The organism is Agrobacterium sp. CG160-95, from assembly GCF_053521725.1.
Genome location: NZ_JBNWDU010000003.1, coordinates 20,200 through 46,377, shown reverse-complemented (window position 1 = coordinate 46,377; position 26,178 = coordinate 20,200). Strand labels below are relative to the sequence as shown.

Annotated in this window: 20 protein-coding genes and 1 pseudogene; 7 read left to right on the top strand and 14 right to left on the bottom strand. The window is 59.1% G+C overall.

Translation table 11 applies throughout. The features are described from left to right. Positions 1-15 precede the first annotated feature (15 nt). From ACQZ63_RS11640 to ACQZ63_RS11630, 3 genes and pseudogenes are all read left to right on the top strand, one after another. On the top strand, positions 16-483 hold the full coding sequence (locus ACQZ63_RS11640; protein ID WP_019566776.1) for an Lrp/AsnC family transcriptional regulator: 468 nt from the start codon (positions 16-18) through the stop codon (positions 481-483). A gap of 305 nt (positions 484-788) precedes the next feature. Then, positions 789-1,362 (top strand): annotated as a pseudogene (locus ACQZ63_RS11635) (SRPBCC domain-containing protein); the annotation flags it as partial. Positions 1,363-1,934: 572 nt separating this feature from the next. Further along, on the top strand, positions 1,935-3,071 hold the full coding sequence (locus tag ACQZ63_RS11630) for a polysaccharide biosynthesis/export family protein (RefSeq protein WP_013761001.1): 1,137 nt from the start codon (positions 1,935-1,937) through the stop codon (positions 3,069-3,071). 11 nt (positions 3,072-3,082) lie between these two features. Here the strand turns inward: ACQZ63_RS11630 and ACQZ63_RS11625 are convergent, their stop codons facing one another. The 14 genes from ACQZ63_RS11625 to tssA all read right to left on the bottom strand — a co-directional run bounded on the left by ACQZ63_RS11625 (position 3,083) and on the right by tssA (position 21,744). Further along, positions 3,083-3,970 carry a protein kinase domain-containing protein gene (locus tag ACQZ63_RS11625; protein ID WP_174026766.1) on the bottom strand — a complete coding sequence of 296 codons (888 nt, stop codon included), beginning with the start codon at positions 3,968-3,970 and terminating at the stop codon, positions 3,083-3,085. Further along, the gene (gene tagF / locus ACQZ63_RS11620; RefSeq protein ID WP_448799162.1) at positions 3,960-5,372 is read right to left on the bottom strand and encodes a type VI secretion system-associated protein TagF; all 1,413 of its coding nucleotides are present in this window, start codon (positions 5,370-5,372) and stop codon (positions 3,960-3,962) included. The genes ACQZ63_RS11625 and tagF overlap by 11 nt, the downstream gene beginning before the upstream one ends. Before the next feature lie 81 nt (positions 5,373-5,453). Next, a complete protein-coding gene (gene tssM, locus ACQZ63_RS11615) occupies positions 5,454-8,933 on the bottom strand; it encodes a type VI secretion system membrane subunit TssM (protein WP_448799161.1) in 3,480 nt (1,159 codons plus the stop codon). After that, positions 8,930-10,441: a type VI secretion system protein TssL, long form gene (tssL, locus tag ACQZ63_RS11610; protein WP_013760997.1), complete on the bottom strand. Its 1,512-nt coding sequence runs from the start codon at positions 10,439-10,441 to the stop codon at positions 8,930-8,932. Before tssL ends, tssM begins: the two co-directional genes overlap by 4 nt. Further along, entirely contained in the window at positions 10,438-11,778 is a 1,341-nt protein-coding gene (gene tssK, locus ACQZ63_RS11605; RefSeq protein WP_111796504.1) for a type VI secretion system baseplate subunit TssK, read from the bottom strand. The genes tssL and tssK overlap by 4 nt, the downstream gene beginning before the upstream one ends. Further along, entirely contained in the window at positions 11,768-12,973 is a 1,206-nt protein-coding gene (locus ACQZ63_RS11600) for a type VI secretion system-associated FHA domain protein (RefSeq protein ID WP_162694925.1), read from the bottom strand. The genes tssK and ACQZ63_RS11600 overlap by 11 nt, the downstream gene beginning before the upstream one ends. A 4-nt stretch (positions 12,974-12,977) precedes the next feature. Next, a complete protein-coding gene (gene tssG, locus ACQZ63_RS11595; protein ID WP_448799160.1) occupies positions 12,978-13,982 on the bottom strand; it encodes a type VI secretion system baseplate subunit TssG in 1,005 nt (334 codons plus the stop codon). 9 nt (positions 13,983-13,991) lie between these two features. Then, on the bottom strand, positions 13,992-15,773 hold the full coding sequence (gene tssF / locus ACQZ63_RS11590) for a type VI secretion system baseplate subunit TssF (RefSeq protein WP_112524540.1): 1,782 nt from the start codon (positions 15,771-15,773) through the stop codon (positions 13,992-13,994). Beyond that, positions 15,766-16,275 carry a type VI secretion system baseplate subunit TssE gene (gene tssE / locus ACQZ63_RS11585; RefSeq protein WP_013760992.1) on the bottom strand — a complete coding sequence of 170 codons (510 nt, stop codon included), beginning with the start codon at positions 16,273-16,275 and terminating at the stop codon, positions 15,766-15,768. The genes tssF and tssE overlap by 8 nt, the downstream gene beginning before the upstream one ends. Further along, positions 16,268-17,089: a type VI secretion system accessory protein TagJ gene (locus tag ACQZ63_RS11580; RefSeq protein WP_111796484.1), complete on the bottom strand. Its 822-nt coding sequence runs from the start codon at positions 17,087-17,089 to the stop codon at positions 16,268-16,270. The genes tssE and ACQZ63_RS11580 overlap by 8 nt, the downstream gene beginning before the upstream one ends. Then, a complete protein-coding gene (gene tssC / locus ACQZ63_RS11575) occupies positions 17,086-18,480 on the bottom strand; it encodes a type VI secretion system contractile sheath large subunit (protein WP_448799159.1) in 1,395 nt (464 codons plus the stop codon). Before tssC (ACQZ63_RS11575) ends, ACQZ63_RS11580 begins: the two co-directional genes overlap by 4 nt. 55 nt (positions 18,481-18,535) lie before the next feature. Continuing rightward, positions 18,536-20,017, bottom strand: coding sequence for a type VI secretion system contractile sheath large subunit (gene tssC, locus ACQZ63_RS11570; RefSeq protein ID WP_004431481.1), 1,482 nt, complete (start codon positions 20,015-20,017; stop codon positions 18,536-18,538). Between the two features lie 96 nt (positions 20,018-20,113). Then, positions 20,114-20,623, bottom strand: a complete 510-nt coding sequence (gene tssB, locus ACQZ63_RS11565) for a type VI secretion system contractile sheath small subunit (RefSeq protein WP_013760989.1) — start codon at positions 20,621-20,623, stop codon at positions 20,114-20,116. A gap of 65 nt (positions 20,624-20,688) precedes the next feature. Then, positions 20,689-21,744 (bottom strand): type VI secretion system protein TssA, encoded by a 1,056-nt coding sequence (gene tssA, locus ACQZ63_RS11560; protein ID WP_448799158.1) that lies wholly within the window; start codon positions 21,742-21,744, stop codon positions 20,689-20,691. 220 nt (positions 21,745-21,964) lie between these two features. On the opposite strand from tssA, the gene tssH reads away from it, so the two are divergent. The 4 genes from tssH to ACQZ63_RS11540 all read left to right on the top strand — a co-directional run bounded on the left by tssH (position 21,965) and on the right by ACQZ63_RS11540 (position 26,177). Next, positions 21,965-24,634: a type VI secretion system ATPase TssH gene (tssH, locus tag ACQZ63_RS11555; protein WP_448799157.1), complete on the top strand. Its 2,670-nt coding sequence runs from the start codon at positions 21,965-21,967 to the stop codon at positions 24,632-24,634. A 57-nt stretch (positions 24,635-24,691) separates the two neighbouring features. After that, on the top strand, positions 24,692-25,168 hold the full coding sequence (locus ACQZ63_RS11550; RefSeq protein ID WP_004431488.1) for an Hcp family type VI secretion system effector: 477 nt from the start codon (positions 24,692-24,694) through the stop codon (positions 25,166-25,168). Positions 25,169-25,275: 107 nt separating this feature from the next. Beyond that, on the top strand, positions 25,276-25,665 hold the full coding sequence (locus tag ACQZ63_RS11545; protein WP_448799156.1) for a Rap1a/Tai family immunity protein: 390 nt from the start codon (positions 25,276-25,278) through the stop codon (positions 25,663-25,665). Positions 25,666-25,676: 11 nt separating this feature from the next. Beyond that, entirely contained in the window at positions 25,677-26,177 is a 501-nt protein-coding gene (locus ACQZ63_RS11540; RefSeq protein WP_038495594.1) for a type VI secretion system amidase effector protein Tae4, read from the top strand. Position 26,178 lies beyond the last annotated feature (1 nt).

Genomic DNA, 26,178 nt, shown 5'->3' with positions numbered 1-26,178 from the left:
ACGCAGGATTTGTGCATGAATACTCTCGATAGAGCGGACAAGGCGTTGCTTGAGGCCGTTCAAAAAAACAATCGCCTTACGTCGGAAGAGCTGGCGCAACTCGTCAATCTTTCACCGACCGCATGCCAGCGGCGCCTCAAACGTCTGCGCGAAGATGGCGTCATCGAAGCGGATGTCGCCATCGTGTCGCCGAAGGCCGTTGGGCGCGGCATTACCATGATCGTGCTCGTTTCACTGGAGCGCGAACGCGCCGATATTGTCGATCGCTTCAAGGCGGCCATCCGCGCGACCCGGGAAGTGATGATCGGATATTATGTGACGGGAGATGCCGACTTCATTCTGGTCATCACCGCCAAGGACATGGAGGACTATGAGGCCTTTACCCGGCGGTTCTTTTACGAAAACCACGATATCAAGGGCTTCAAGACCATGGTCGTCATGGACCGGGTAAAGGCCGGATTTTCCTTTCCGATCGAGGTTTGACGACTTGCGGTTCACAGATCTCGCCACTAGACGTCCGGGGTGGTTGAAAAGGCTGATGAATGTTTCCTGAGACCTCTCTACCCATCCAGACCTCGCAGTTAACCCTTCGCCGTTTTGAACCTACGGATTTCGACGCCTATGCCACGTATCACAGGCGCGGCGACGTCTATCGTTTCCTGTACGCCTCGCGGAAAAATTGACCCTGGTTGGGGCAGGTTAACACGCTGATCAATTTGCCGTTTCTTCGGCGTGGCGGGGGTCAGCCTCTCGCGCCATGGAGTGGTCAAATCCCACGCTGAAACACATTTCAGGCTGTTAAAGAGCGTAGCCGCTTGACCGTAACGGAGCGGCTTTCCTCGCTGGCGGAGGATATGCGCGATGGCTATCAACAAGGTTTCAGTGCCGGTCTCAACAATCTGGCCAGCGTGGCCGGGCGAACCATGGTGCTGGAGCGAACGATGAAGGTGCCGCGAAACATCGTCTGGAAAGCCTGGATGAACAAAGAGGCGCTGCCACAATGGCGGGGTCCTGACGGCTTTTCCCGCCGCATGAAGAGCATTGACCGGCGGACCGGCGGCGCATGGGTCTTTGACATGATCGGCCCTGGCGGAACAGTCTTTCCGAACCATCATCGTTATGTCGAGGTCCGGTCCGAAGAGAGGATCGCCTATACGCTGCTATGGGGCGAAAACGGGCCAAAACATGCCGATGCGTGGGCCTGAAGATTAGGATGGCACGACGAAAGTTGTGCTGGGCATGGTGTTCAGCACGGAAGCCGAGTTCCAGCGAGCGAAGGGTTTCGGTGCCGTGGAACTGGGTCAGCAAACGCTGGCCAGGCTGGAGCACTTTGACTCCTCTGCAGCGATCCTATCGCCTTGAAAAAGTTGTTCTGCGCTGTACACAGCAACTGGACCCGTTTGAGCCGCGCCAGGGAAGCTCGATAAAATCATCAGAACCAGTGCGGGGTGGCGGAGATCGTGGGAAAGCCACACGAACGCCAAAACAAGCGGCTGCAATTAGAGGCGAGTTCCTTGATAAGGAAACGGCTTCCATCGGCTCAACGGGTTTTTGTCAACTGTGTATATGGGAGCAAGTTTGCTGCGGCAGACAGTCTTTTTCTGTCGGTGATGGCATTCGAACGATGTAAACAGGAAACAAGTGCTCGGGATCGTTTTGAGGGCGGGCTGATTTCGGCGCTGCGGTATTGTTGAAAGCCTTGGCTCCTGCATCCGGTTTGGAGAAGCCAATCGCCGCCACCGGAGTCGTTGTCCTGCTTATTTCTCATCGGTGCATTCTAGGAGTTTGCTTCGGCCGGATCCAAAAAGGTTGCGGAATGGTCACACCCTTTCTTTCGACAGAAGGATTTCCATAAATTGCAACCGCTAAAGTTGTTGCGATGACGTGTCGGGATGTTATCTCTGCGTCAGGTTGAATCATTGAGGGGACGAGGGATGAAAAAGTTGGGGGCGATTTTGCTGATGGCTCTTTTGAGCGCATGTGCAAAGCCATCTGACGGACCGACCGCAGGCAATATCCGGTCTGCGACTTTACCGCGAACCAACGAGAAAATCCCCGTCATCGAGCTGGCTAACGCATCGGCAGCCACGGTTTCCGCCGCAAGCACACAGAACGCCTCCGGGCCCGGCCTTACCGCGCTTCGCAACACCGGTTACAACTCCCAGAGATTGCGGCGCGGCGACGTTATCGACATTACCGTGCTGGATACGGGAGAAGACGGACTTTTCTCCCCGACACAGAGCAAGACGCTTAATCTCGGCCGCTTTACAGTGGATCAGAGCGGCTCGGTGAATATTCCCTTTGTTGGCAAACAGAGGGTTGTTGATTCCACACCGGAAGGGCTGCAATCGCAGGTCGTTGCCGGCCTCAAGGGGTCGGCCGTGAATCCGCAGGCCGTCGTTACTGTCGTTGATAAGCCGACGAGCGCCGTCATGCTCAGCGGCGCGGTGAAAAATCCCGGAAAGATCGTGCTCACCGCCCGGCAGGAGCGGGTGCTCGATGCGCTCAATCAAGCAGGTGGCCCTACTGTCGCTGCGGGAGCGGCCACGGTCACTGTCGTTCGCGGCTCGCAAAGGGCCAGCGTGCCTCTTGACCGCGTCATGCGGGAAGACCGTCAGAACATCCGCCTGTCACCGGATGATCAGATCATGATCGATGGCGACGCGGCGAGCTACACCGCACTCGGTGCCTTCAAGAGTGCCGGTGAATTCCAGTTTGAAGCCGGAAAGCTGACCCTTGCGCAGGCCGTCGGCCGCGCCGGTGGCTTGCTGGATGACCGCGCAGACGCGCGCAATGTCTATGTCTTCCGCAATGAGATTGTTCAGGTTCCAGCCGCAAGGATACCGGGCGCGAAAGGCCCGGTCGCTACGGCCACGACCATGCGGCCTGTGATATATCACGTCAACATGCGCGACGCTTCCAGCATCGCACTCATGCAGCTCTTCCAGATGCAGAAGGGCGATGTGCTCTATGCCAGCAACGCGCCGCTGGTGGATTCGGCCAAGCTGCTGACCGTGTTCCAGAAGAGTGTGCCGACTGCGGCGGCGCCGCTTCCCGGCGGCGGCAACTGACCAATGAGGCGTTACAGAAGCTGTAAAGCTTCCATTGCCGATTGTGGGCGCAAAGCGGGATCATAATGGCAACAGGCGTCCGCAAGATCTGCGAGGCATTGCGGTGATTGTGCCTTATCCGTCTCGATTAGCCGCCTGGCGAGCCGTCCCACGGCATATATATCCTGATCCGGCTTTGCAGGTGCGCCTTGCATCTGTTCCGGCGGCGAAAATTCAGTTGAGGCAGCAAAGCGCAGGCCCTGTCCGGCGTGTTTACGACCAATCTGCAGGGCGATGCCGAAGTCGCCCAGTCTTGCCGTTTCGAACTTACCATCAGACAGCAGAATATTGGCGGGCGTGACGTCGCAGTGCACATATCCAAATGCATGCACTGCACTCAGCGCTTGCAGCACGCGGCGAAGGATCACGATCGCCTCCGAGGCGGCAATCGGTTGCGCAGATATGATTGATGCCAGTGAGTGCGCAAACCACGGCTGCAACAGACCCGGCCGACCATCGGGTAACCGCAAAAGGGCGGACGTTTCCACAAGGCAGGGATGGCGCAGCGCGAGCCCGATCTCGGCCTCGTCCCATAAACGGTGCAGCAAAACGGTGTCGTCCCTGCGGGCAGGCGGCACGGTTTTAAGCGCGTGCAGCGAGCCGAGATCGCGGTGGCGCAATTGGAGCAAAAGTGTCGTCTCGCTCTGGTAAGCTGTGAAATTCACGGCAAAGCTGTCCGCAATCCAGTCCGGTTTTTCGCCAGAAATATCTGGTAATTTTCGATCCAGCGCATTTCGGATCTGGTCGATCAGGTCTTGCTGCTCCTGATAGCTTCTTTGCCGCGTGCCCTCATGGCGGATGCTTCGCCAAAGGTCGGAAAAGCGTGCGGCTACCTCCGGATAGGCAAGTTCATTGTTCACGCCGGTTTCCAATCACAATAGCGCTTATATTCTCGCGGGCGTTTTCGATGAGAGCTTCTTGGACCAGGGCATTGGCGCAATCCTTGACCGGGGTGTTGAAGACGATCTCGGCGATGGCGCGGTCCCGGAGGATCTGCACCAGCGGGTAACTGCACAGCAGGACCCTGTCCTGCAAACCCCACTCCTCGAAAACGATGTCCGGCCGGAACTGCTGGGAAAGCCCGACACATTGCGAGAGTTGCTTTTTCATGCCGACAACGACGTGATCGCGCGAAAGCTGGTGCATGGTGCCGTTTTTCAGGAGATAGGCGCGCGCATCACCAGACCACAGGACGCTCAGCCTGCGCGAGATGATCGAAGCTATGACGACGCTGGCCATCGGCCTGACATCGGCACCGGTCGTCTGGCGGGAGAGGAGCAGGCTGTTGATTGTGCCAAGCCTTCCCCTGATCTGTTGCGCCATCATCTCCGGGTTTTCGGCATCTGGCGTTTCCGCAAGAATATTCGTGGCGAGACGGGCGGCCTCTGCAGCGCTGTGCGAATCACCTTGTCCATCCGCTATGGCGAAGAGGGAAGGTGTCTGGGAAACGAAAAGAGCGTCCGCATTCAGGGAAAGCCGCGTTCCAGGGTGTGTGGCATAGCTGTAGGTTACAGATGACGGCTGTTTCGCTGCCGGCCCACTCGCTGGCGCCACGGGCGGCATTTGCTGTTTTGTTTCTTCCTGCGCCGTTGCTGGAATTGGCGCTGGCGTTGAACGGTCCTCGCCGCCTTTGCCCGGCATGTCGCTAAAGAGACGCAGGAAATCGGAGGCTTTGGGTTTGCCGTCAAATTTGAGGCCGCGGGCACGACGGCTGATGGGATCGATATACCACCAGAGGCTCGTCGGCATACGGCCGCGCACCATTTCCGGCACATCCTCCTCTTCCCGCGATTTTGGCAGACGTAGTTTTTTGATCGAAGTAATAAACCGGGAGATGTCGAAATCGCGGGTCATCGATGTCTCCGCCAGCGCCTCCGCGGCCATGAACCAGGTGTCGTCGAGATAGAGGCTTCGTGGATGTTCGCGGAAGCCATTGAGCTGCGCGATGATGGCGAGCGGATATTTGCGTCCCACCCGGTCCGCACTCGGCACCAGTACACCGACATAGGCGCAGTTTCCCCATATGCCGCGCTCAATGATGAAGCGTATGGGTGGCGACGAAGAGAATATTTCGGGCCATCGGCCCGTAAACATATCCGCACCGGCGTGCATGCCGGATCGCATCCAGCCGTCAAAGGTACCGACCAATTCCCGCTCGAGCCCATCGGAGATGAAATCGCCATGACTTGGGACCTTGCCGAAGAAACCGATGCGATCGCTTTCCGTCGCCGTTTGCGTGGACCTTGATGCCTGATCGGCCATCAGTTGCGATGACCCGCTGTCTTTATCGTGCCTGCCTTCATTCTAATCCCCTCCTTTGAAACTCACCATTCCGTTCCGTCCCTAGAACTGCGCGGGGCAGGCGAAGCTGGCAATTGCATCCAGCTTGAACGGATTGAGAACCGAGCCGAACTGAATATCGAATTCGGCAGCCTGTCCGCCATTCTCAAACCGCACCCGCAGCAGATCACCCGACTGGTTCTCGATATCGGCACCGTCGAACAGGCGGAAGGGCGACCAGTCGCCATTTTCGGTTTTGGCCTGCTGCCAGCCGCCGGGCTGGAAGGCGATGCGTGACAGGCTTGCCGCGTTTTCGCGCGAAGGCCAGGTGATCGATTTCGCCTGGATCGGACCATGATAATAAACGACCCGCTCGCCCTCGATCTCCAGCATCACCGCGCTGGAGGCATTGGTGAGGGAGACGGGTTTGACATTGATCGAAACCGCCGGCGTCTCGCTACCATTCGGGAAAAAGGCGCGCGAAATCTTGTCGGCATTTTCGAACTGGGCGACGGCGCTGCTGGGAAGGCCGGCCGCGCCAAAGGTACCCTTCCAGCTCCATGGGGTCGTCGTCTTGTCGACAAACGGTTCCATGCGCTGTTTGAAGAAAGTCTGGAAAACCCCTGCCGGCCCGAAGAGACGCGTGAAATCCGCAATGGCGACATCGCGCGCGGAGGTCCGGTCGAAGGGATAACGACCGGTGACGATTGAAGAGCACAGGGAGGCTGAATCTGATGTCCAGAGTTCGGCGATGCGGCTGCGAGCGGACTTCACTGCGAGCGAGCCGACATCCGCCGCCACGCCTGCCACCCAGACGTCGAGCGGTGCCGGCAATTCGCGGGCCTGCTGCAGCAGGTCCTGATTGGCCTTGGTGAGCTGGCTGTCCACGTCGAACACCTTGGCGACTTCATCGGAGGTTGTTGCCGAGCGGGCAAGCTGTTCGTTCAGCAGCTTGAAATGCGCGAGCAACTGTTCCGACGGCGAACCGCCGGTCTTGTCGCCATTGGCCTGCTCGCCCGTTGTGGCTGCGCCTTTTGTCGCCAGCATGTCGCGCAGTCTCGCATAGGGATCGGACGCATTCACCGAGGCCACCATAACGGCTGTGGTTGCGTCGCCTTCCGCAGTGGAGGCGAGGGTGGCGGGGTTTGCTCCGGGGCGGAGATCGGTCGCCTCCGAGATCGATCTGGCGGCCTCCATCACTATATTGCGCTCATTGGCGAGCGCACGAGTGGTTTCCACTGCGTCGCCGAGGGTCTGGGACGGTTTGACCCGAAGGTCGGCCAGCATATCAGCCCATTTTTTCTCAAACCGGTCGAAATAGATTTGCAGCGCGGCCTGCGCCACCTGCTCCACGGTCGCGCCCTTGATGGCATCATCAGAACCGCGCACCCAGCCTTCGGAAAGCGCGATGCGGGCGGCATGAGCGACTTGCGGAATGACGACACGGTGATATCCATCCGCAGCGAAGAGGCCCTCTATGCCCTCCGCCATAGGCGCTTTGCTGCGACGCTCGAAAGCCCGCTCCCCCAGAGGACCGAAAGCCGCCGCGGGTGTCCATTCCATCAATTCGCGCACCTGCGGAAGACCGGCGAGAATATCGTAGGCGCGTGTGCTAATCGCTTGATCGCGGATCGTTTCGCGGGCGGTAGCGATGAGCCGCGCATCGAGCTCGATCGGTGCAAGCACGCCGTTGGCCAGCGCCTTTGCGTGCTGGTCCAGCGCTTCTCGCACCGCAGCCCTTCCATCACCAGGGTAAAGCGATGCGAACATCTGATGCGTCTGCACGGTCAGGAAATCGCGGTCCAGTGCACCCATCCCGCCCAGCATTCCATAGAGTTTCAGCGAATTGAACGTGCGGGTGACATCCTTCTCGTCCTTAAGCTGCTTTTGCAGCTGCACGATCATGCGCGGCAGCAGCAGGGCGTTGAGCGCGCGCTGATAGGCATCACGCTGGCGCCCGGCAATCTTTTCTTCCTGATCGAGACCGAAGCTGACATTCCACATGCGTTCGCGGGCAAAGCCGGAATTGGCATCGCGCAGATTGTCGAGCGCGGGGAGGATGCGCAGGAAATCCGCATCTGCGACGTCTCGTACGGGAATTCCCTGAACGAGCTGCTCATAAGCGCCAAGTTTGCGATCCGCTTCGGCGAGCGCCTGTGTATTGGCGAAATAGGTGAAAATCCAGCCAGTGAAGACAATGGCGACCGCCGCGGCGGATGCGCCATAGCCAATGCGGCGCACCAGCAATTGCCGCCCGGAAAGGCGTTTGTCGCGCATCACCAATGCGGCTTCGGGAAAGATGACATCCTTGAACAGCCGCGAGAGGAAGTAGCTCCGGCGGGTTTTGGGGGCTGCGGGAGATCTTTCCGTTTCCGGCTGCGTTCCCGACGCTAAATAAACGCCGCGCAGAAGCGGGGGCTCAATGAGAGGCGAACTTGCGCAAAGCTCGGCAAGCGCTTCATGCAGGCGGTCCTTCAGACGCGCCAGCTCGGCCGGAAAACGGAAGATACGTCCGCGTATCTCCGCATTCTGTTCCTGCTGCAGGCGTTCGATCAGCATGGCATCGACCCGCTGCTGCAGAAGTTCGAATTCTTCCGTCAGGCGCTGCGGCAGGTTCTCGGCGGAGTAGCTCTCATCCAGCTTAAAGGTTGTGCCCCAAACCTGCTGACGGTCGGTCTTGTTGAAACCGTCGAAAAACTCCACGAAACCATGCAGCAGGTCGGCCTTCGTCAGAACGATATAGACCGGGACCCGAGCGCGCAGATATTCGTCGAGTTCCGAAAGCCGCTGACGGATGGAGCGCAGTTCCTGCCGCTGTTCTTCGGGATCACGGTTGAGCAGATCGGGGATGGATAGGGTAACCAATGCGCCGTTGATCGGCTGCGAACGGCGATATCGCCTCAGGAGGCTGAGAAAACCTTCCCAGCCGGCCTTTGAGGATCCGTCGAGATCGTCCTGCGTGGTATAGCGGCCGGCGGTGTCTATCAGGATCGCCTCATCGGCGAACCACCAGTTGCAGTTGCGCGTGCCGCCAATGCCCTTCACCGCATTTTCGCCGAGCGCATCGCCAAGCGGAAATTGCAGGCCGGAATTGGTGAGTGCCGTCGTCTTGCCGGAACCGGGGGCGCCGAAGATCACATACCAGGGCAGGTCGTAAATATAACCGAAGCGCTTTTTCGTGACGCGTCGCAAGAGAGCGAGCGCTTCCTTCAGGCGTGTCTGGATTTCGCCGATTTCCGCCTGCCGATTGGCCAGCGCCTCGCGCTCGATACTGTCGACGAGTTCCTTGTCCTGCTTGCGTCCGCGGTAGATCGTGACGACGATGTAGACCAGCCAGATGGCGACGATGATGCCGATGGCGATGAGCCGGGCCTGCACCGTTCCAAGCGGCTTGAAATCGCCGAGCGCAATCAGATAGCCGTAGAACCAGATGACGACGCAGAGCGCTATCACCCATAAAAGCGACAGGAAACGTCGTCCGACGAGGGCCGCATAGCTCTCGACATAGGAGCGGATCGTATAAAAATAGCTCAATGGATTCATGGCTGGGTCTCTCCCGGCTGCTGTCCCGGACTGTTCTGTATGGGCGGCGAGAGAATGCCGGCATCGCTCAGTTTTTCATCGGGATTGGTCAGGACCATGATTTCTGTTCTGCGGTTTATCTGACGGCCTTCTTCCGTCTTGTTGTCGGCGATCGGGTCGCTGTCGGCCCGGCCTTCGGTCAGGATTGCCTCAGGACCGGTGAATTGGGAAAGAATGTCTCCAACGGCCTTGGCGCGCGCCTCGGAAAGGTGCCAGTTCGATGGAAACTCCACCGTCTTGATCGGCACGGTGTCGGTATAACCGATGACCACCGCACGAAATTTCTCAGCCGCAAGCGCGCCGCCGATACGCTGGATGAGATCGCGGAACTGCGGGCTGACATCGGCGCTGCCTGTCGTGAACAGGCCCGAATTGTTGATGCGAACCCGCAGCCGCCCGTTCACATCCGCAAGGGTCACGAGCTTCCTGTCGACTTCTGGCTGCAGGAAGGCCATCAGCTTTTCAAGCCGGGAGGGTTGTCTCGGCTCCACGATTTTGGGTGGATCAACGACGCGGGGAGTTTCCACTCTAGTTGGCGGCGGCGTTGGTGCAGGAGGGCTTGCGATCAACACGCTTGGTGTTTCGTTCGGCGGCAGATGAGCAAGTCTTTCGAAGGTGACGTCGGATGCGCTGTTGAGCGACAGCGTGAAGAAGAGATAACCGAGCGCGAAGGCGAGCGCCATCAGCGACAGCATGGTCCAGAGCGCCGCCATCGCGCGCAATGGCGTATGTCGGGCATCGACGCCTTTCCAATGCGGAGAAAGCTCCCGTTCGAAGGCGCCATATTGGCCGATCAGCGTTTTGTAGAGGCTGTCGCGGATGCGTGAAAGCTCGAGCGCTCCTTTCGGTGAAACGCGGGTTCGTCCTTCGAAAGCCAGCGACAAGCACAGATAGATCAGAAGCAGCAGATCCTTGTTGGTGCCGGGCGACTGGTGGAAATGGTCGAGAATGTCGAAAACCCGGTCGCCGCCAGTGACGTCATTGTGGAACGTGGAAACGAGCCCGGAGCGCGCCCAGCCTGCCCGCACACCCCAAGGCTTGCTGAGAACGACGTCATCGACCGTCGCGCAGACGACATAATGCGCAGCCCTTGCCCGCTCGGGGCTAATGCGGGCGGAGGCGAGGTCGCGTTCATAGCGTGTAATTGCTTCAACGCAGGCGCGGCGAAGCTGGTCGGGATCCGGCTCGGCATCGCTGAAGCGCAGCAGATGTGCGAGGTTGAGAAGGGGAGCTGCCGATTGCACAAGTGTCGGAACCTCCTCGCCGCCGAAGTGGAAACCGGTCAGCAGCTGTTCGACCGGCATGGCAGTCGCCTTTGCCCTGCTGGGGCCTGCCGGCTCGTCGGTCTCGACGATGTCCTCCAGGATTGCCGCCATGTTGCGGGCGTTCTGGTTGCGCCGGCGACTTTCCTCGGTGATCTCGACCACCGTTGGCAAGTCTTGCCAGGAAGAGGGGTTTTCCGTGCTCATTCGCGTAATGCCCACATTTCCATTTCAAGCCCGGGAAATTCTCCCGCCAGATGCAGGGCAATCGCCCCTGAACTATCGAGCTGTTTCCAGAGCGGTGACTGCGTGTCGATCTCGAAATAAACGGTGCCGGATCGATAGGGTAGTTGCCGCGGCAGAACCGGCAGGGACCGCACGGGAATACCCGGCAGTGCCACATTAACCAGTTCGGAAATCCGTTCCACCGGACCGACCTTGATCTGTGCCGGCAGGCGGCGGCGAATATCCTCGGCAGCCATATCCGCCCGCACGGCAAGCACGAAGCCGGCGTCGCGCAGAAGCGTGCGGTCGTGGATAGTGCCGACGCGGACGCCATGACGGCGTTCCACCAGTTCGATTGCGACGGCCGCCTGTTCCAGAACCGCAGACAGCGAGGTGCGCAGATCATCAAACACAGCGCCGAAGGTGGCTTTCAGATCGTCGTGTCGATAGGGCGGGAAATCTGTCGCCCGCTTTCTATCCGTGGTGAAGGTGGCGAGCTCGCCGGCAAGCTGGATGCAGTCTTCGTAAAAGCGGATGGGATGAAAACGCGTAGCGTTGGCACAGCGATGCGCCAGTAGCGGATCGGCCCGGTTCAGGATCTGCAGCAGGAAATAATCGCCCACTTCCGCCGTTCCACGGATCGTCGGGTCACCGATGCGTTCGGCGATCGCCTGGGCGCGGTGGCGCACAATCCCCAGAAGCTCCGTCAGCAATTCGTTGAGACGGGGCGCAGCCGCGCAGCTGAGGCTTGGCGGGATGAAATCAGGATCAAGAATGACCGCACGGTCGGAGCGGACTTCGATCACCCGCGCCAGCCCGATGAGGTCATAACCTGAAAGATCGTCACCGGTCTTGAGGAACTTCAGGCTCAGGCGGCCGACATCAATCGGGGCCACGAAATCCGTCTCTATATTGGTATCGGAGACTTCATAGGTGGATGCGGTGAAACGCACATTGTTGGTGTCATTGTGGCCGCTGGCGGACATGTCGGCCTTGCCCGGTTGCCGAGCCGGCAGGGCAAGATAAATGATGGCATTCTTGACGCTTTCATCGAGATCGAGCGGCGGCGGCAGGTCGGAATCTTCAGGCGCCTCGAAGGGCGTTCCATCTGGAAGAATGCCGCGCAGGTTCGACAGAGCGAATTGCCCTATCGACAAGGCGCTGCGATCGACCCCGATCTCGGCGACGCCCCACGGATAGGGCGAAAGGTTGCGTGTGGTGTTGCGCACCAGGCGTTCGGTCCAACGGTCGGACTGCTGAAAATGCTGGACGCGAAGAAACATGCCCTCGCTCCAGGCTACACGGTTCTCATGTCTCATCGTGGTCATTTACCCCCTTGGCATCGGCTGTGGCCGCGTCAGTCTGCCGTACCGGCGCGGCTTCACCACGCGCTGCGCGCTGCAGGAACTGCCTGACCGGCAATGGACGGCCGTTTTCTTCGAATTGCTTTTTGTAGGCGGACCAATAGTCTGTTTTGGTGATTAGCCCCTGCCAGTCCCGGCGGCCGATCTTTGCCCGGAAATCGCTGCCGGCGTCGACAGACGCCTCGATAAGCCTCGGCTCGAGCCTTTGCGTGCAACCATGGATCAGGGTTTCAAGCGCGTAGGCAAGTTGCCGCTGCTGGCGGATGAGCCTTTCCATCCGCTCGCTCAAGGAGGCTGACGAACCTTGGCCAGCGCGCTCGCTCTCGAGTTCGAGAACGGCCAGACAATCGGCGCTTTCCTGCTCCAGCGTAGTCAGAAGATCGCCAATCTCCTGCGCGGTAGAAACGCCTGCAGCCGGTGCGTTCTCCGCTCGTAAGTCTTCTTCCGTCTCCGGGAAAACATTGTCGAAATCTTCGCTGCGGGCGGTCGAAACGGGACGAGAGATCATGACGGGCGTGTTTAGCGCGTCGGTATGTTCGTGCTCGCTGCTTGCAACCGGCTCCTCATCCCAGTTATCAGGAAGAATGGCACTTATTCCATGAGCCGCGGGCGGTTCGCTCCAGCCGATCTCGACATTTCGCGAAATGGATTTCGCCTTCCGTTTGGCGCCCTCGCGCCATGTTTCGGACCAGTCGTCGACAGAGGCAGTGTTGCCCATCATGCCGCCGGCCGAACGGCCGTTCGGGGCGATGTCCGCAAGGATCGCCGAAATGGTCAGCGGCTCGTCGCTCATTCGCAGGGATGCGTCGGGGTCGGAAAAATCCAGTTCGGCATCGCCGCTGATGGCGACCTGAAAAACCTGCCCGCCAATGTTGATTTGCGAACCGTCGCGGAGACGTGCGCTTTCGCCTTCGAGCAGAAGGCGGCCATCGACCAGCGTGCCATTGGCGCTCTGGTCCATTATCGTGAAGCCTTCGCCATCGCGGTTGAGTGTACAGTGCAGCTTGGAAACGCGCCGTTCATTGTCGTCGATCTGCCAGTCGCATTCCCGCGAACGGCCAATGACGCGGCGGCCGCGCTCGAAGGTCCACTGACTGGCTCTTGCTGCTCCGATATTGCGTGTGTCCTTGAGTGCAAGCTTCATATCCATGCCCTCACGCGGAAATTGCCGAGCCTTCCCGCTCGGTCACCACAGCGTCAGCGCTGTCTTGTTGGGCGGGTGCCACGCGAGCCCAGCTGTTCCAGCCGAGACGGGCGGGAGCATCTAACTGGCCGAGGCGGCAAAAGGGAATGTCCTCCTTTTTCAGGATCACCTGCACATCGAAGTGCAATGCGCTTCCGACGAACAGGCGTGTCAGAGAAAATATTTCCGCAAGCCGTTTCGAACCGGGCGTGAGGGCCAGGTAATCCGCATAGGCGACAGGACCGATCACGACCCGGAAGCCGCCGCTCATATCTTCGACAGCGCTTCCCGCTGTGGTGTTCTGTCCGAGCCTCAGTCCTGATGCCTGCCCCAGCTGGCTTTGTTCGTGAAGCGGCAAAGCCACCCAACGCCGGCGAAACTGTTCGATATGGACCGGAAGTCCCGTGAATTCGCAAAGCATTGATGTCAGGGCCGAAACATTGCGGTTGCGGCCGGCCAGAAGACCGCTGAAACGCAGGAGCGCGTCTTCGCTCACGCCTGCTTTCTCGACCAGACCGGCAGTGCGGAACCCGATGAGGGCGAGCAGTGTTTTGCGGAAACCGTTGTCCCTCTGATCGGCCGACCAGCGCAAACCCCTTGCAAGACGGTATTTTTCCGTCGCGGATACAAACAGTTCGCTGAACCTTGCCGCAAAAAGGTTGAAGAAGCTCGCCAGCGCGCCCGAACGATTGCGTTCTTCCCGTTGCAGCAGTTCGCCGTAGGTCGGCGGTAGCGAACCAAGCGGGCCGACGATGGGCGCGAAAGCTGATTTCAGTTCGGCATGACCGCGCTTTCGGCTGAAACCGCTGACTGCAAGCGGTGTCGGCTGTATTCCGCCATGAGCACCGATGACGACCGCGTCATCCGGCGAAACGAACTGGGCGACGCGAAACGCGGTTGCAGGGTCAAAGCGGCCGGGATCGTCGCTGAGAAGCGCCGCCTGTCGGTCTTTGATGGTTGGCGTCTGCTGTAACATACCCGTCTCCTAAAGCAGCGGCCGGTCGGCCGCGCGGGCTGGCCAGCGGGCAATCGGTTTGGATTGGCCGCGCATCGTCGCCGTCAGTCGCGTGAAACTGTTGATCGAGGTGTAGAGCCCGAAGAAATGGTTGAGGACGCCGGCGAAAACAAATGCGGCAGGTCGCGCGATCAGTGCCGGGTCAAACTCCACCGTGATATCTGTTCCCGGTACCATTGCCGAGCCAATCCGGGCATGAGAATTCTGCGCCTCGACATTGCTGATCGCCTCCACGATCTGTCGGGTTTCCGGGCTGTCCCTGAAGGAATAAAGCGAGAGAATGTCCTTCAGCGGCGCGCCGCCGTTGTCGGTGAGCGAGAGATGGTTGAGGAGAAGATGTGAGATCAGCCGCCACTCGCGTGCCGAACGCTCGTTGACGCGGATCGCCTCCGTCGGCGGCATCAGGGCATGGATGGATTTCACCGCCTCGTTGCCGGTAGAAAGCTGCAGGAATGGGTGCCCGCCGCCAAAGGGAAGCTGGCTTGGCAGTTCGCGGTTGAGGCAAAGTGTATCGATGCTTGCCACCATGTCGAGCGGCCCAAGCGGGCCGCGCTTCTGATCCACGAAGGCGATGTCCGTATCGGAAGAGCCGTCATCATCGAACCGGCGCTGTATCTGCCAGTAAACGTTTGCGCCATTATTGCGCTGTGTGCGACCAAAAAACGGAGACGTCTTCTCGGTCTGTCCGGAACGGCTGGTCAGTTGAACGTTTTCAACGGCATAGATCTCGCGCGTCCGCTGCCGCCGTGCATCCGGCAGCAGCCTGTATTCCGTCCGCGTACCATCAAGACTGAGCGGTTCGCAGCTTTGTTTGAACAGGTTGATCACCGGTGAGGCGTTCAACACAAAATCTCTGACCGACACCATGCGCTCAAGCCGCGTGTCGGCCGCATCCAGATAAATGTATAGCTCGCAGTCGCCGCCGCCCCATTTCTGCAGGCCGTCAATGTCGAGAAACAGAAATTTCTGCGGCAGCGCGAAGAATTCGGTGAGAAGCCGGTATCCATCAAAACTGTTGGCTGGATATGGCAGCATGGCTTTATCGCGAGAGTACCCGGACGGCGTAAGATTTCCGGCGGGCAGGAAAACGGCTTCCTTGTCCTCGGCGTGACGCGCAAGCGCCATGCCGACGCAATGGTTGGTCAAAAGCTCGTAAAGCGCTGTCGCCTGCTGCCATGCGGCGGACAGGAAAATCTGGAGTTTCGTCAGTCCCATTTCCGGGAAAGTACCGCTGCGCGGGGCCGTGCTGCGTAGCGAAAGCCTCAAACAGCTGGCCGTGCCGGCAAAGGACGCCGAAAAAGGGGCATCGATCGGCTGACCGGTGAGTGTGGCAGCTGCGATCTCCAGTGGAAGGATCTCGACGTCCTGCGTGGTGCGGAAACGGCAGCTTTCGCCGCCAACCGGTTCGGCGAGAATTTCGCTGTGGCGGGGAAGCGTCTGCACGGTTGCCAGCGCCGGGCTCGGAGCGAATTGCACGACGCTCATCGAAGGGATCGGGGCAAGATAATGCGGATAGAGCGTTTCCAGCAGACTGTCCGACAGTTCGGGGAATTCGTCATCCAGCTTCTGGCGCACCCGGGCGGCGGAATAGGCGAAACTCTGGATCAGACGCTCGACATGCGGATCGTCGGCAACGTCGCCCGTCATCCGCAGCCTGCCGGCGATCTTTGGAAACGCCGCCGCGAAACGAGATGCGCGCTTTCGCAGCGCAAAAAGCTCGTCATTGTACTTTTCGAGGAAGCCTTCAGCCATTCGTCGCCTCCACCAGGAATTGCTGCGTGGAAGGATCGATCCGGGATTCAAAGCTGATCGGCGGCATGCCTTCCTGTAGGCGGAAGCTTGCCTGTATGCGCATGCGAAGCGCCCGGTCACCATCCGTGCGGTTTTTCAGGATCGTCACATGCACGTCGGCAAGGCGTGTTTCGAACAGGGAAATCCGCCGCTCGATGCTGCGAGCGAGTCGCGCCTTGGAGGCATCCGTCACCAGATTGGCCGAAAGAATGCCGTCCACGCCGTAGCTTACGAGGGCATCGGACAGTTCCTTCAACGCAGCCGGCGGGCCGGCCGGGTTGCGGCGAGTATTGAGCAATGCCTCGAGGTCGCGGCGGATCACCTCGCGCATCTCGCGGGCCTGATCCTTCAGGCTGACGAGCATATCCGTTTCCGCATCCGGCGCGTCATCGAGCAGCCGGTCCAGAACCGAGCGCGACAGCGTCCTTTGCCGTGCGCGATATTGCTCCAGCGGATCAACCACGGGCGATCTGCCTTTCTTCGTCGGACAGGGCGGAAAGCGCGCCGATTTCGTGGAACGGCACAACATCGTCGCCAATCAGCAGGCAGCGTTGGCCGAGACCCGTTATCAGTGGTTCACCCTCACTCCAGTGCGTTTCTCGACCGAGAAGGAGGCCGACATCGTCACCCGCACCGTGATAGATCGCAGGAAGCAGCACGGATGCGACTGCCCCGTCGCGCAACGTCAGTTCGGCGCCGCGAAAGGCGAGGTCGCGCGGGCGGCTCATGGGGTCGATGCTGAGGCTCTCGATGCGTCCGTAATCGATCCAGAGATAACGTCCGCCGTTGGTCAGGACTTCCAGCGCATGCGGAACCCGATCGTCCAGATCGCGGATGTCGCCGGCGCTCTTGCCGTCGTGGCCGATTGGCACATTGCCGCGTTTTTCGTCGAGTTCATTCAACGCGTCTTTCGCGCCCTCGACATCGCCGCTCCGCGCGGCAATGTTCGCCCGGATGGCCAATTGGTCAAGTTCGGAGGGGCCGCCGGGAAAATCCGGTACGGCGCCGCTTTCAAACCACGCATTGCGTGCGGCCATGGCGCGCAGCTGGTGGCGGAAGAGGGAAAAACCGACGCTGTCCTGCGGTGAGAATGTTGCGGCCAGATTGCATTGCGCATCGGCCTTTTCATAGTCGCCGGCGAGGACCAGCAGATCGATGTAGAAATGGCGGCCATCCTTGTCGGTCGGCCTGGTTTTCACATGGTCCCGCGCGAGCCCGATTGCGTCTTGCAGCTGGTTGTCGTCCAGGAGGCGGGAAATTTCGTCGCGCAGCGTCATGCGGATATCCTTTGCGGCTCGGCCGAAGGCCGGGATGCGGCGGTGGCCGGCATCATGGTTTCGGCAATGAGGTGGAAGCTCGTGGAGACGTCATCGAGCTGGAAATGCGGCTGAAGGCGGACGGTACATGAGAATGTTCCGGGCTTGCCGGGAACCTCGAAGACATTGATCCCTGCAGAGCGCAGCGGATAGCGCGTGCGCAACGCCGCCTCCGCATCGTCGTTGCCGAGCGTATAGGAGGAAAGCCAGCTTTCCAGTTTACGCTCGATGGTCGTGGCATCGCTGAGCTGGCCGATGTCATCGCGCATGATGACCTTGAGGTAATGCGAGAACCGGGAGGCACACAGCACATATTGCAGCATGGCAGCGAGGCGGGCGTTCTGCCTCGCCGCTTCGGTGGAGTAATGGCCGGGTGCATGCAGGGATTGGTTGGCGTTGAAGATCGCCATGCCGGAAAGATAGGTTGTGGAGACTGGTACGATGCCCAGATCGGAAAATTGCTGTTCCTGCCCAGTCGTCAGTTGCACTTCCACGGGCGGCTGGGCGGACAGGCCGTTACTCTCGATGCCGAGATCAAGCGGTGGCAATTGTCGGGCAGAGAGCATGCCGCCATCCACGGCGTCCTGTGTCACACCGCGCAGATCCGCAAACCAGCCGGAATCGACGAAATTGCGCACCACAACCGTTGCGAAGGCAAAGGCGGCGTTGCCCCACAGCAGGGTCTCGCCGCTTTCCGCCACATGCTCGCGGAATGGAAATCCGTCATCCCGCCCGCGCGCATAGGGCCTGTAGGGAGAACGTAGCAAAACGCGCGGTGCGACAAGGCCTACGAAGCGTGAATCGTCGCGTGCGCGAAGCGCATTCCACCGCAGCCGCGATTTCTCCTGTTTCAGCCAGGAAAAGTCATGGACCCGGCTGAGCTCCGAAAAGTCCTGCAGCCCAACGGTGGAGGGCGAAGCCGCCGCTACGAAAGGGCAGAAGGCGGCCGCAGCCACCATGCCGATCTGTGACAGCGTTGTGATGGAATCGGCACCATCAAGATCATCAGGGGAAAAGGCGTAGTCACCGATCAGAAGGCCGACCGGTTCGCCGCCCGGCATGCCAAATTCGCGATTATAGACGACCTCGAAAAGATGGCTCTGGTCGAAGTCGGTGGCGCGTTCCGTGTTGCGGGCAAGGTCGCGCCAGCTGGCGTTCAGCAGTTTCACCTTCACGTCGGTGCTGCGGCCCGCCTCGCGCACGACCATGGCAAGCCCGCGCCATCTCGCCTCCATCCCCTGAAAATCGGGATGGTGGAGAATAGCGTTCACCTGGCCGGTCAGCGCATCGTCGATGAGGGCGATGAGCTGGTCGGCGAAAATACGGGCGTCCGTGAAGGACTGATGCGCCATGAGTGTGCTCCGGATGATGAACGGGGCCGGGGTGGCTGAGCACCCCGCACCAGGCTCAGTTCTTCGACGGAATGCGGGCGACCATGCGCAGCGAGGTCGTCAGTTCTTCCATCTGCAACCAGGGCCGCATCCATGCGACCGCATTGTAGGCGCCGGGTTTGCCGGGCACTTCCTGCACGGTCACCTTGGCATCGCGCAGCGGATATTTGGCGCGGCTTTCCTCACCCGCCTCGTCATTGGCGTTGACGTAGTTGGCGATCCAGCGATTGAGCCAGACTTCGCAATCGGACGCTTCCATGAAGGAGCCGATCTTGTCGCGCCCCATGACCTTGAGATAATGCGCGAAACGCGACGTGGCCATGATGTAGGGCAGACGTGCCGAAACGGCAGCGTTGGCCGTTGCTTCCGGCTTGTCGTAGAGCTTCGGCTTGTGCGCGGTCTGGGCGCCGAAGAACACCGCATAGTCCGTGTTCTTGTAGTGGCAGAGCGGCAGAAAGCCGAGTTTGCCGAGTTCGGCGTCGCGGCGGTCGGTAATGCCGACTTCGGTCGGGCATTTCAGATCCAGGTCGCCGTCATCGCTGGAGAAGACATGCATGGGCAGGTTTTCCACCTTGCCGCCGTTTTCAGCCCCTCGGATAGCCGTACACCAGCCGCTTTTTGCGAAGGCATCGGTCAGCTTGGTGCCCATCACGTATGCGGCGTTCATCCAGCAATATTCGTCATGCTCAAGGTCACCATTCACCGCACCCTTGGTTTCGTCATAGGCGAAGTCATCGATCGGGTTGGTTTTCGGGCCGTAGGGCATACGCGCCAGCACACGCGGAAGAGCAAGCGTGACGAAACGGGAATCGTCACTTTCGCGGAAGCTGCGCCACTTGGCATATTCGACCGTGTCGAAAATCTTTTCCAGATCGCGCGGACGGGCGAGATCGCGATAGTCCTCGAAACCGAACATGTGCGGGCTGGCAGCAGAGATGAATGGCGCGAAGGCTGCCGCCGCGATCGATGAGACGCCTTGCAGCAGCTGGACGTCATCGAAGGAATTGTCGAATTCGTAATCGCCGATAATGGCGCCGAGCGGTTCGCCGCCGGGGGTGCCGAATTCGTCTTCATAGATCGCCTTGAAGAGGCGGGACTGATCGAATTCGACGGCTTTTTCGAGATCGCGCGCCAGTTCACGCTTGCCGGCATTCATGACGCGGATCTTGAGGTTGACGCTCGTTTCGGAGTTCTTGACGAGATAGTTCAACCCGCGCCAGGTGCCCTCAAGCTTGGCGAATTCGGGCGCCTGCATGATAGCGGCGAGCTGTTCGGAAATCGTGCGGTCCAGCTCCGCGATCGCGTGGTTAAGGGTGACGGTGAGGTTGCGATCATATTTTACCGTCCCCTTCAGTGCTTGATCGGTCAGCGTACGCAGGAGGTTCTGCGCGCGGTCCGGTTCGGTTTGACGGGTAGCGGCAACCACCTTGGACAGCAGTCCCTGATCTTCGGCGGTCGTTGCCTGTGCTTCATTTTTCAGCAGGCTCTCAGCGCTCATGTTTCAGTCCTTCCACATGCGGCTTTGAAAATGCCGCTTGAACAGTTAGAAGCCCCAAGCGGGGCCGTTCGAGGAGATTTTCCTCCACACAGGCGATTATTCGTTCGCGCCGTTCTTTTCCTTGAGTTCGGAAACCAGCGTTGCGAGGTCGGTCTTGTTTTGCAGAATATCCTCCAGCATCCGCTCCAGATCTTCCGAACGGTCGGCCTTGGAAAGAAGGTCGCGCAGTTCGTTGCGGGCATCCAAAAGCGCCTTGAGCGCCGGAACCTGCTGCACGACAGCGCCGGGTTCGAAATCATCCATACTTTCGAACTTCAGGTTGACCTGCATGTCCGTGCCATCCTTTTGCAGCGTATTGGCAACGGAAATATTGAGGCCGGGCGTCATGCGCCGCATGACTTCGTCGAAATTGTCGCGGTCGATCTGAACGAATTTACGCTCCCCGAACGGCTTGAGCGGCTGGGTGGGATTGCCGGAGAAATCACCGAGCACGCCGACCACGAAAGGCAGTTCCTTGACTACCATCGCGCCTTCGGTTTCGACTTCGTATTTGATGTGAACGCGTGGTTTGCGAACACGCTCCAGCTTCTCATGTACACTTGCCATTTCAACCTCCTTGGTGCCCCTTGGCACAGACGACTGTTACGGAGCGGCGTCGCGCTCCGCGCTTTCTATTTTCCGTTGCTCTCTCCGCTTGGCTTGATGCCGGCGGCGGTTAAGACTGCGTTGCGAACCTGGGCTTCCGGCAAAAGCTCGGCCAGCAGTTCCGAAAAATCCATGCGTCCCCTGCGCACCAGTGTCTCTATGGCAAGGGAGATCGGTGAATGCGGCTCGGTACGGCGGAAGTAACGCGCAACCGAGAGAAGAGTTTCAAATGCTTCGTCGCGCGATAATATGCCTTCCGGTGCGGTCACGGCGGGCCGCGCGGCCGCCGGCCCGCTCTCGTCTGAACCGCTGATGCCCACAGGTTCCTGTTCGACGGATGCCGGCTCCTGGTCACGCCCGCCGAGCGAGCGAATTGCAGACGCTGCTTCGACCAGCGTGTTGCGGATATGGGAACTCGGTGGTGCGGATTGCCCGCAGCGCTCGGCAAGGATGGCCATGATGGCATCAAACGCGGAGAGGCACGCAGTCACCTCTGCCAACTGGGATGACATGGCGGCAACGCCAGTTTCAGACGCAAGCCGATATAGCTCTTCGCGACGTTTGCTCTCATTTGGGCGCTGCGCGAGTTGAAAGTCCCATAGGCTGTGTTCGCCAAATTTGCCGCCTGGGATCAATGAGGCGAGGCGCAAAGGCTGAACAAGCGTTCCTTCGCTGCCGACACCGTTCAATCCCGCTAAAGGTGCAAATTTTTCTTCGTCATTATCGTCGCTGATTGACCGCAGCGAGTCCCAGTGGTTGTAAAACAGCTCTTTGCCGAGGTCGTAGATTTCGCGCAGACCATGAAAGCCGCGCAGGCGCAGCGATGCTTCCGCAAGCCACGCCAATATTTCAACATCCTTGCTTTCGGAATATATAATATGCAATCCAAGATTGCTGACATTATCCCAGCTACTGGATATTTTCAGGTTATCCTGCGGAGAAGCGGCGCGCTCTTCTGTACGAGCTTGGTTTCTTTCATCCTTAATTCTATAGTATATTTCACGCGTTCTTGCGTTGACCCGGATATTTTCTCCGCAGTCATTCAGAAATTCTACATCTGTTTTAACGTTCGGCGCTTCCAACTGCAGTCTATCTCCGAGAAATAGTAATGGATTTTTTGTAGTTACTTCCCTTACGTAAGGCTATTCATAAGACAGACTTATTCTAAATGTGTCTAAATTGTGGCGTCTAGTGGATAATCTCATCTGACAAAAAATCAACTTCGGGGTGGACAAGTTGGTTTCATCATCATATTTACTCCACGTCACGTTGTGGAATGAACCCGGGCAGGAGGCTCATTGCATGTCGCATATCGATCTCAACCGCCTTGTTGGAGCGCTTGAGCCAGACCTGCGTGTTACCCTTGAAGCTGCGGCTTCTGTTGCGGTGCGCATGGGGCACAGATACGTGGATATCCCGCATTGGCTGCTTGCGGTTGTGGACTCCGGCATCTATGCGAAAACATTCGAGGAATTAAAAATTCCACTTCCGGTATTGCAGGCTGAAATCAGCCGCAGTCTGGAGGAGTCCATCATCGGCGACGGAGAGGCATTGTCGCTCTCCCAGAACATCCTCACGGCAGCCCGGGAGGCATGGATTCTCGCATCGCTGGAGGCTGGCCGCGACCGTGTTACGCTTTGCGATCTTCTGTTGGCGATGGATGAGGAAACCTCACTTCGCTCTTTCGTCCGCTCGGCATTTCCTTCTCTCAAGGCGATGGATCGCACCGCGCTTGAGCGTCTTCGCAACTCGACTGAAAATGGCGCAGGCGTGGATGTTCCTTCCGCGCTGGCAGGCTCAGGGCAGGCAGGGACAGGACAGTCTGCAGGCCAGAATGATTTCTTGCGCCTTTACACCCAGGACATGACCGCAGATGCCCGCAATGGCAAGGTTGATCCTGTTATCGGCCGCGATGATGAGTTACGCCAGCTTGTTGATATTCTAACGCGCCGCCGACAGAACAATCCCATCCTGGTAGGTGAGGCGGGGGTTGGCAAAACGGCGGTTGCCGAGGCGCTGGCGCTGGAAATCGCGTCTGGCAACGTTCCGGAAAAGTTGCGCAATGTCCGCCTGCTGAACCTCGATATTTCGCTACTTCAGGCCGGTGCCGGCGTTAAGGGTGAGTTTGAGCGCCGCCTTCATGGCGTAATCGATGCGGTCAAACGTTCTACCGAACCGGTCATCCTGTTTATCGATGAGGCCCACGGTCTCGTTGGTGCGGGTGGTGCGGCCGGGCAGGGCGATGCGGCCAATATTCTCAAGCCCGCTCTGGCGCGGGGTGAAGTGCGCACCGTCGCGGCGACGACCTGGAGCGAATACAAGAAGTATTTCGAAAAGGATGCGGCGCTGACCCGTCGTTTCCAGCCTGTACATGTGCGCGAGCCGGATGAGACGACCGCCATACGTATGTTGCGCGGTGTCGCTGACAGCTTCGTCAGCCATCACAACGTTGTCGTTCGTGACGAGGCGGTCGTGGCCGCGGTGCAATTATCCGCACGCTACATGCCCGCGCGGCAGTTGCCGGACAAGGCTGTTAGCCTTCTCGATACGGCCGCGGCTGCCGTCTCACTGGCACGGCAGACCCAGCCGGAGCGGCTGCGCGCTATGGAAAGCGAGCGGCGCCTTCTCACCGATGAGTTGAACTGGCTTCTGCGTGAACCGCAGGATGGCGAGATTGACAGCCGTATCCAGTCGATACGGGGCGAAGTCGAAAAGCTTGAGAGTGGGATCGATGATCTGCGCAGCCGTTACGACGCGGAGATGGCTGAGCTAAGCGAAGAGCAGCCGGTTGAAGGCGATGTTTCCAATGTCTCTCCCCTGCGGCCTGCGGTTGAGGCAAAACCGGCAAATGCCGAGAGACTTGTCCCGACGGTCGTTGATCGTGAGGCGATCGCCGCCGTCGTTTCGCGATGGACCGGAATTCCACTTGGCAAACTTCTGGCGGACCAGATCGAAAGTGCCCGGACACTCGATGCGCGTATGCGGCAGCGGGTGGTGGGGCAGGATGCTGCAATTGCACGGATTGCCGATGCCATGCGCACTGCGCGGGCCGGATTATCCGATCCGCGCCGCCCGCCGGCCGTTTTTTTCCTTGTTGGCATGTCCGGAACAGGAAAGACCGAAACCGCGCTGTCGCTCGCCGATATGCTCTACGGCGGCAACAGCCATCTGACGACGATCAACATGTCGGAGTTCAAGGAAGAGCATAAGGTTTCGCTGCTTCTCGGTTCGCCGCCCGGCTATGTCGGTTTCGGCGAAGGCGGCGTGTTGACGGAAGCGGTGCGCCGTCGGCCGTTCGGCGTTCTGCTCTTGGATGAGATCGACAAGGCTCACGCCGGCGTCCAGGACATTTTCTATCAGGTGTTTGACAAGGGCGTGTTGCGTGATGGCGAAGGCCGCGACGTGGATTTCAAGAACACCACTATCTTCATGACGGCCAATACAGGCTCGGAGTTGCTCTCGGCGCTGTCGGCCGATCCCGACACGATGCCGGAAGGCGAAGCGCTGGAAGCGCTTCTGATGCCGGAGCTTAACAAACAGTTCAAGCCCGCGTTCCTCGGGCGCACGATCATTCTTCCCTTCATGCCGCTTGGTACGGAGGCGCTTGCAAGGATCGTGGATATGCAGATTGGCAAGATCAGGGAACGTGTGCTCGCAACATATGGCACCGGCCTGACCCTGTCCAATGTGGCGCGAGATGCCCTGGTGGCGCGCGCCGGTGCAAGTGAGATTGGCGCACGCGCCATTGAAATCATGATCGGCAAGGACCTCCTGCCGCCTCTTTCCAGCTTTTTCCTCGAAAAGGTAATCGCGGGAGAGCGTGTCGGGAACATTGTTGTCGATTTTGGTGAAAACGGGTTCGGCATTCGTGCCGAAGAGGCTGGGGAAGCAGATGAATTCGCCGTAACCGAAGAGGTTGGGGTGGATAAAGTTGCCGCGTCGGATGGGGCTACCCGACGCATGCGGCATTAAACGAAGGGTAACTCGGCCTCGGAGCAAGAGGTCATTTTAGCTACAGGAGCTTACAGCATGCCAATTTATCTGCAGATTGACGGTATCCAGGGCGACGCCACCCATGAAGAACATCGCAAGTGGATGGATATTGAAGCCATTCACTGGAACGTGGCCCGCAACATGAACACCTCTGCTGGTTCTGCTGCAAACCGCGAGGCATCCGAACCGACCATTTCGGAAGTCATTCTGACCAAGGTTAGCGATTCTTCTTCCACCAAGCTTTTCCAGGAAGCCTGCGCCGGCCGGACCGGCAAGCTCGCAACCATTCATCTGGTGACCACGGGTAATCCGGGTAACACCTATATCGAGTATCTGCTGACAAACACGCTTATCGCCAGCTACTCGGTGGATTCCAGCGGTGACCGTCCGGTGGAAACCGTCAAGCTCAACTTCACGAAGATGGAAGTGAAGTACACGCCGTTCGACGACAACAACTCGCCGCAGTCTCCGATGATCGCCTCCTACGATCTGGCAACGACGAAGGCTGCCTGATCGTGACGTGACCCGGTGCCGGCGTTGCTGGCACCGGAACGTTTCATTGCAGTTTTGTAGCTCACGTCGTGATGTTTCACGTCGAGTTTGGTCTAGGTGGTTTTTTGATGCGCTCCCTATATGCGTTTTTTGTTTCCGTGCCGGTTGTTCTGGCATCTTCCGGTCTTTCGCCGGTCGGTGCGGCGGAGCGGACATGGATATTCTCTGGTGCCGAACTCAAGCAGGCCATCGAGGGTAAGCTTGCCCCGGAGGTGTCCGATCCAGAAATGCGGCGGCTGGTTTCCGTTGCAAAATCAAGCGCCTATATCGCTGGCGTGGCCGATCTGACGAGCGGATCGGACTGGTGTGGTGCAGGCGCCGTGGCGCCCCATGAGTTCAACGACCGGATCTACACCTATCTCGGCGATCTTCCTGCGGAAAAACTGGATGAACAGGCAGCCACTCTCGTGCGGGAGGCGCTCAAGGTCTCCTTTCCCTGTGAGCAGAAAAGTAACTAGTGGGACGAACCATGCGCGTTAACTTTGACACTCTTTATAAGAATTATCCGAGCAGCGACCCGTCGCACCCGAACTATGTCAGCCAGCGTGATCTTTTCACGGAAATAGGCTGGGATGATTTTATCGGTAACCCGAACTATCACAATACCTGTGCCATCCGCGTTAGCGTCGCTTTCGTTAAATCGGGGATCAACATCGTGCCAGCCTCGCATCGCATTCAGAAAGGTCCATATGCGGGCAAGGGCATTGAGGTGAACATGCGCCGCCTCGCAAATCTGGTGAAACGGACGAGCTATCTAGGCGAGCCCGAACCGTTTACCCCCGCGACAGCGCGTAATGGCATCGGTGCCCGTAACGGTGTTGTGGCGTTCAACAATATCCCTGGTTACACCGGAGGCGGCCATATCGATCTTGTGCGGGGTGGCTCAGAGGCCACCCAATGCGCGTCGGCCTGCTACTACAATTCGGAAACGATCTGGTTCTGGCCACTTCAGTCCAGCCGCGGGTCCTGAT

Bases quoted from the DNA above. Each gene is read 5' to 3' on its own strand.
- ACQZ63_RS11640 (WP_019566776.1), top strand. From the start codon at position 16: ATGAATACTCTCGATAGAGCGGACAAGGCGTTGCTTGAGGCCGTTCAA.
- ACQZ63_RS11630 (WP_013761001.1), top strand. From the start codon at position 1,935: ATGAAAAAGTTGGGGGCGATTTTGCTGATGGCTCTTTTGAGCGCATGT.
- tagF (WP_448799162.1), bottom strand. From the start codon at position 5,372: ATGGCCGATCAGGCATCAAGGTCCACGCAAACGGCGACGGAAAGCGAT.
- tssM (WP_448799161.1), bottom strand. From the start codon at position 8,933: ATGAATCCATTGAGCTATTTTTATACGATCCGCTCCTATGTCGAGAGC.
- tssL (WP_013760997.1), bottom strand. From the start codon at position 10,441: ATGAGCACGGAAAACCCCTCTTCCTGGCAAGACTTGCCAACGGTGGTC.
- tssK (WP_111796504.1), bottom strand. From the start codon at position 11,778: ATGAGACATGAGAACCGTGTAGCCTGGAGCGAGGGCATGTTTCTTCGC.
- ACQZ63_RS11600 (WP_162694925.1), bottom strand. From the start codon at position 12,973: ATGGATATGAAGCTTGCACTCAAGGACACACGCAATATCGGAGCAGCA.
- tssG (WP_448799160.1), bottom strand. From the start codon at position 13,982: ATGTTACAGCAGACGCCAACCATCAAAGACCGACAGGCGGCGCTTCTC.
- tssF (WP_112524540.1), bottom strand. From the start codon at position 15,773: ATGGCTGAAGGCTTCCTCGAAAAGTACAATGACGAGCTTTTTGCGCTG.
- ACQZ63_RS11580 (WP_111796484.1), bottom strand. From the start codon at position 17,089: ATGACGCTGCGCGACGAAATTTCCCGCCTCCTGGACGACAACCAGCTG.
- tssC (WP_448799159.1), bottom strand. From the start codon at position 18,480: ATGGCGCATCAGTCCTTCACGGACGCCCGTATTTTCGCCGACCAGCTC.
- tssC (WP_004431481.1), bottom strand. From the start codon at position 20,017: ATGAGCGCTGAGAGCCTGCTGAAAAATGAAGCACAGGCAACGACCGCC.
- tssB (WP_013760989.1), bottom strand. From the start codon at position 20,623: ATGGCAAGTGTACATGAGAAGCTGGAGCGTGTTCGCAAACCACGCGTT.
- tssH (WP_448799157.1), top strand. From the start codon at position 21,965: ATGTCGCATATCGATCTCAACCGCCTTGTTGGAGCGCTTGAGCCAGAC.
- ACQZ63_RS11550 (WP_004431488.1), top strand. From the start codon at position 24,692: ATGCCAATTTATCTGCAGATTGACGGTATCCAGGGCGACGCCACCCAT.
- ACQZ63_RS11545 (WP_448799156.1), top strand. From the start codon at position 25,276: ATGCGCTCCCTATATGCGTTTTTTGTTTCCGTGCCGGTTGTTCTGGCA.
- ACQZ63_RS11540 (WP_038495594.1), top strand. From the start codon at position 25,677: ATGCGCGTTAACTTTGACACTCTTTATAAGAATTATCCGAGCAGCGAC.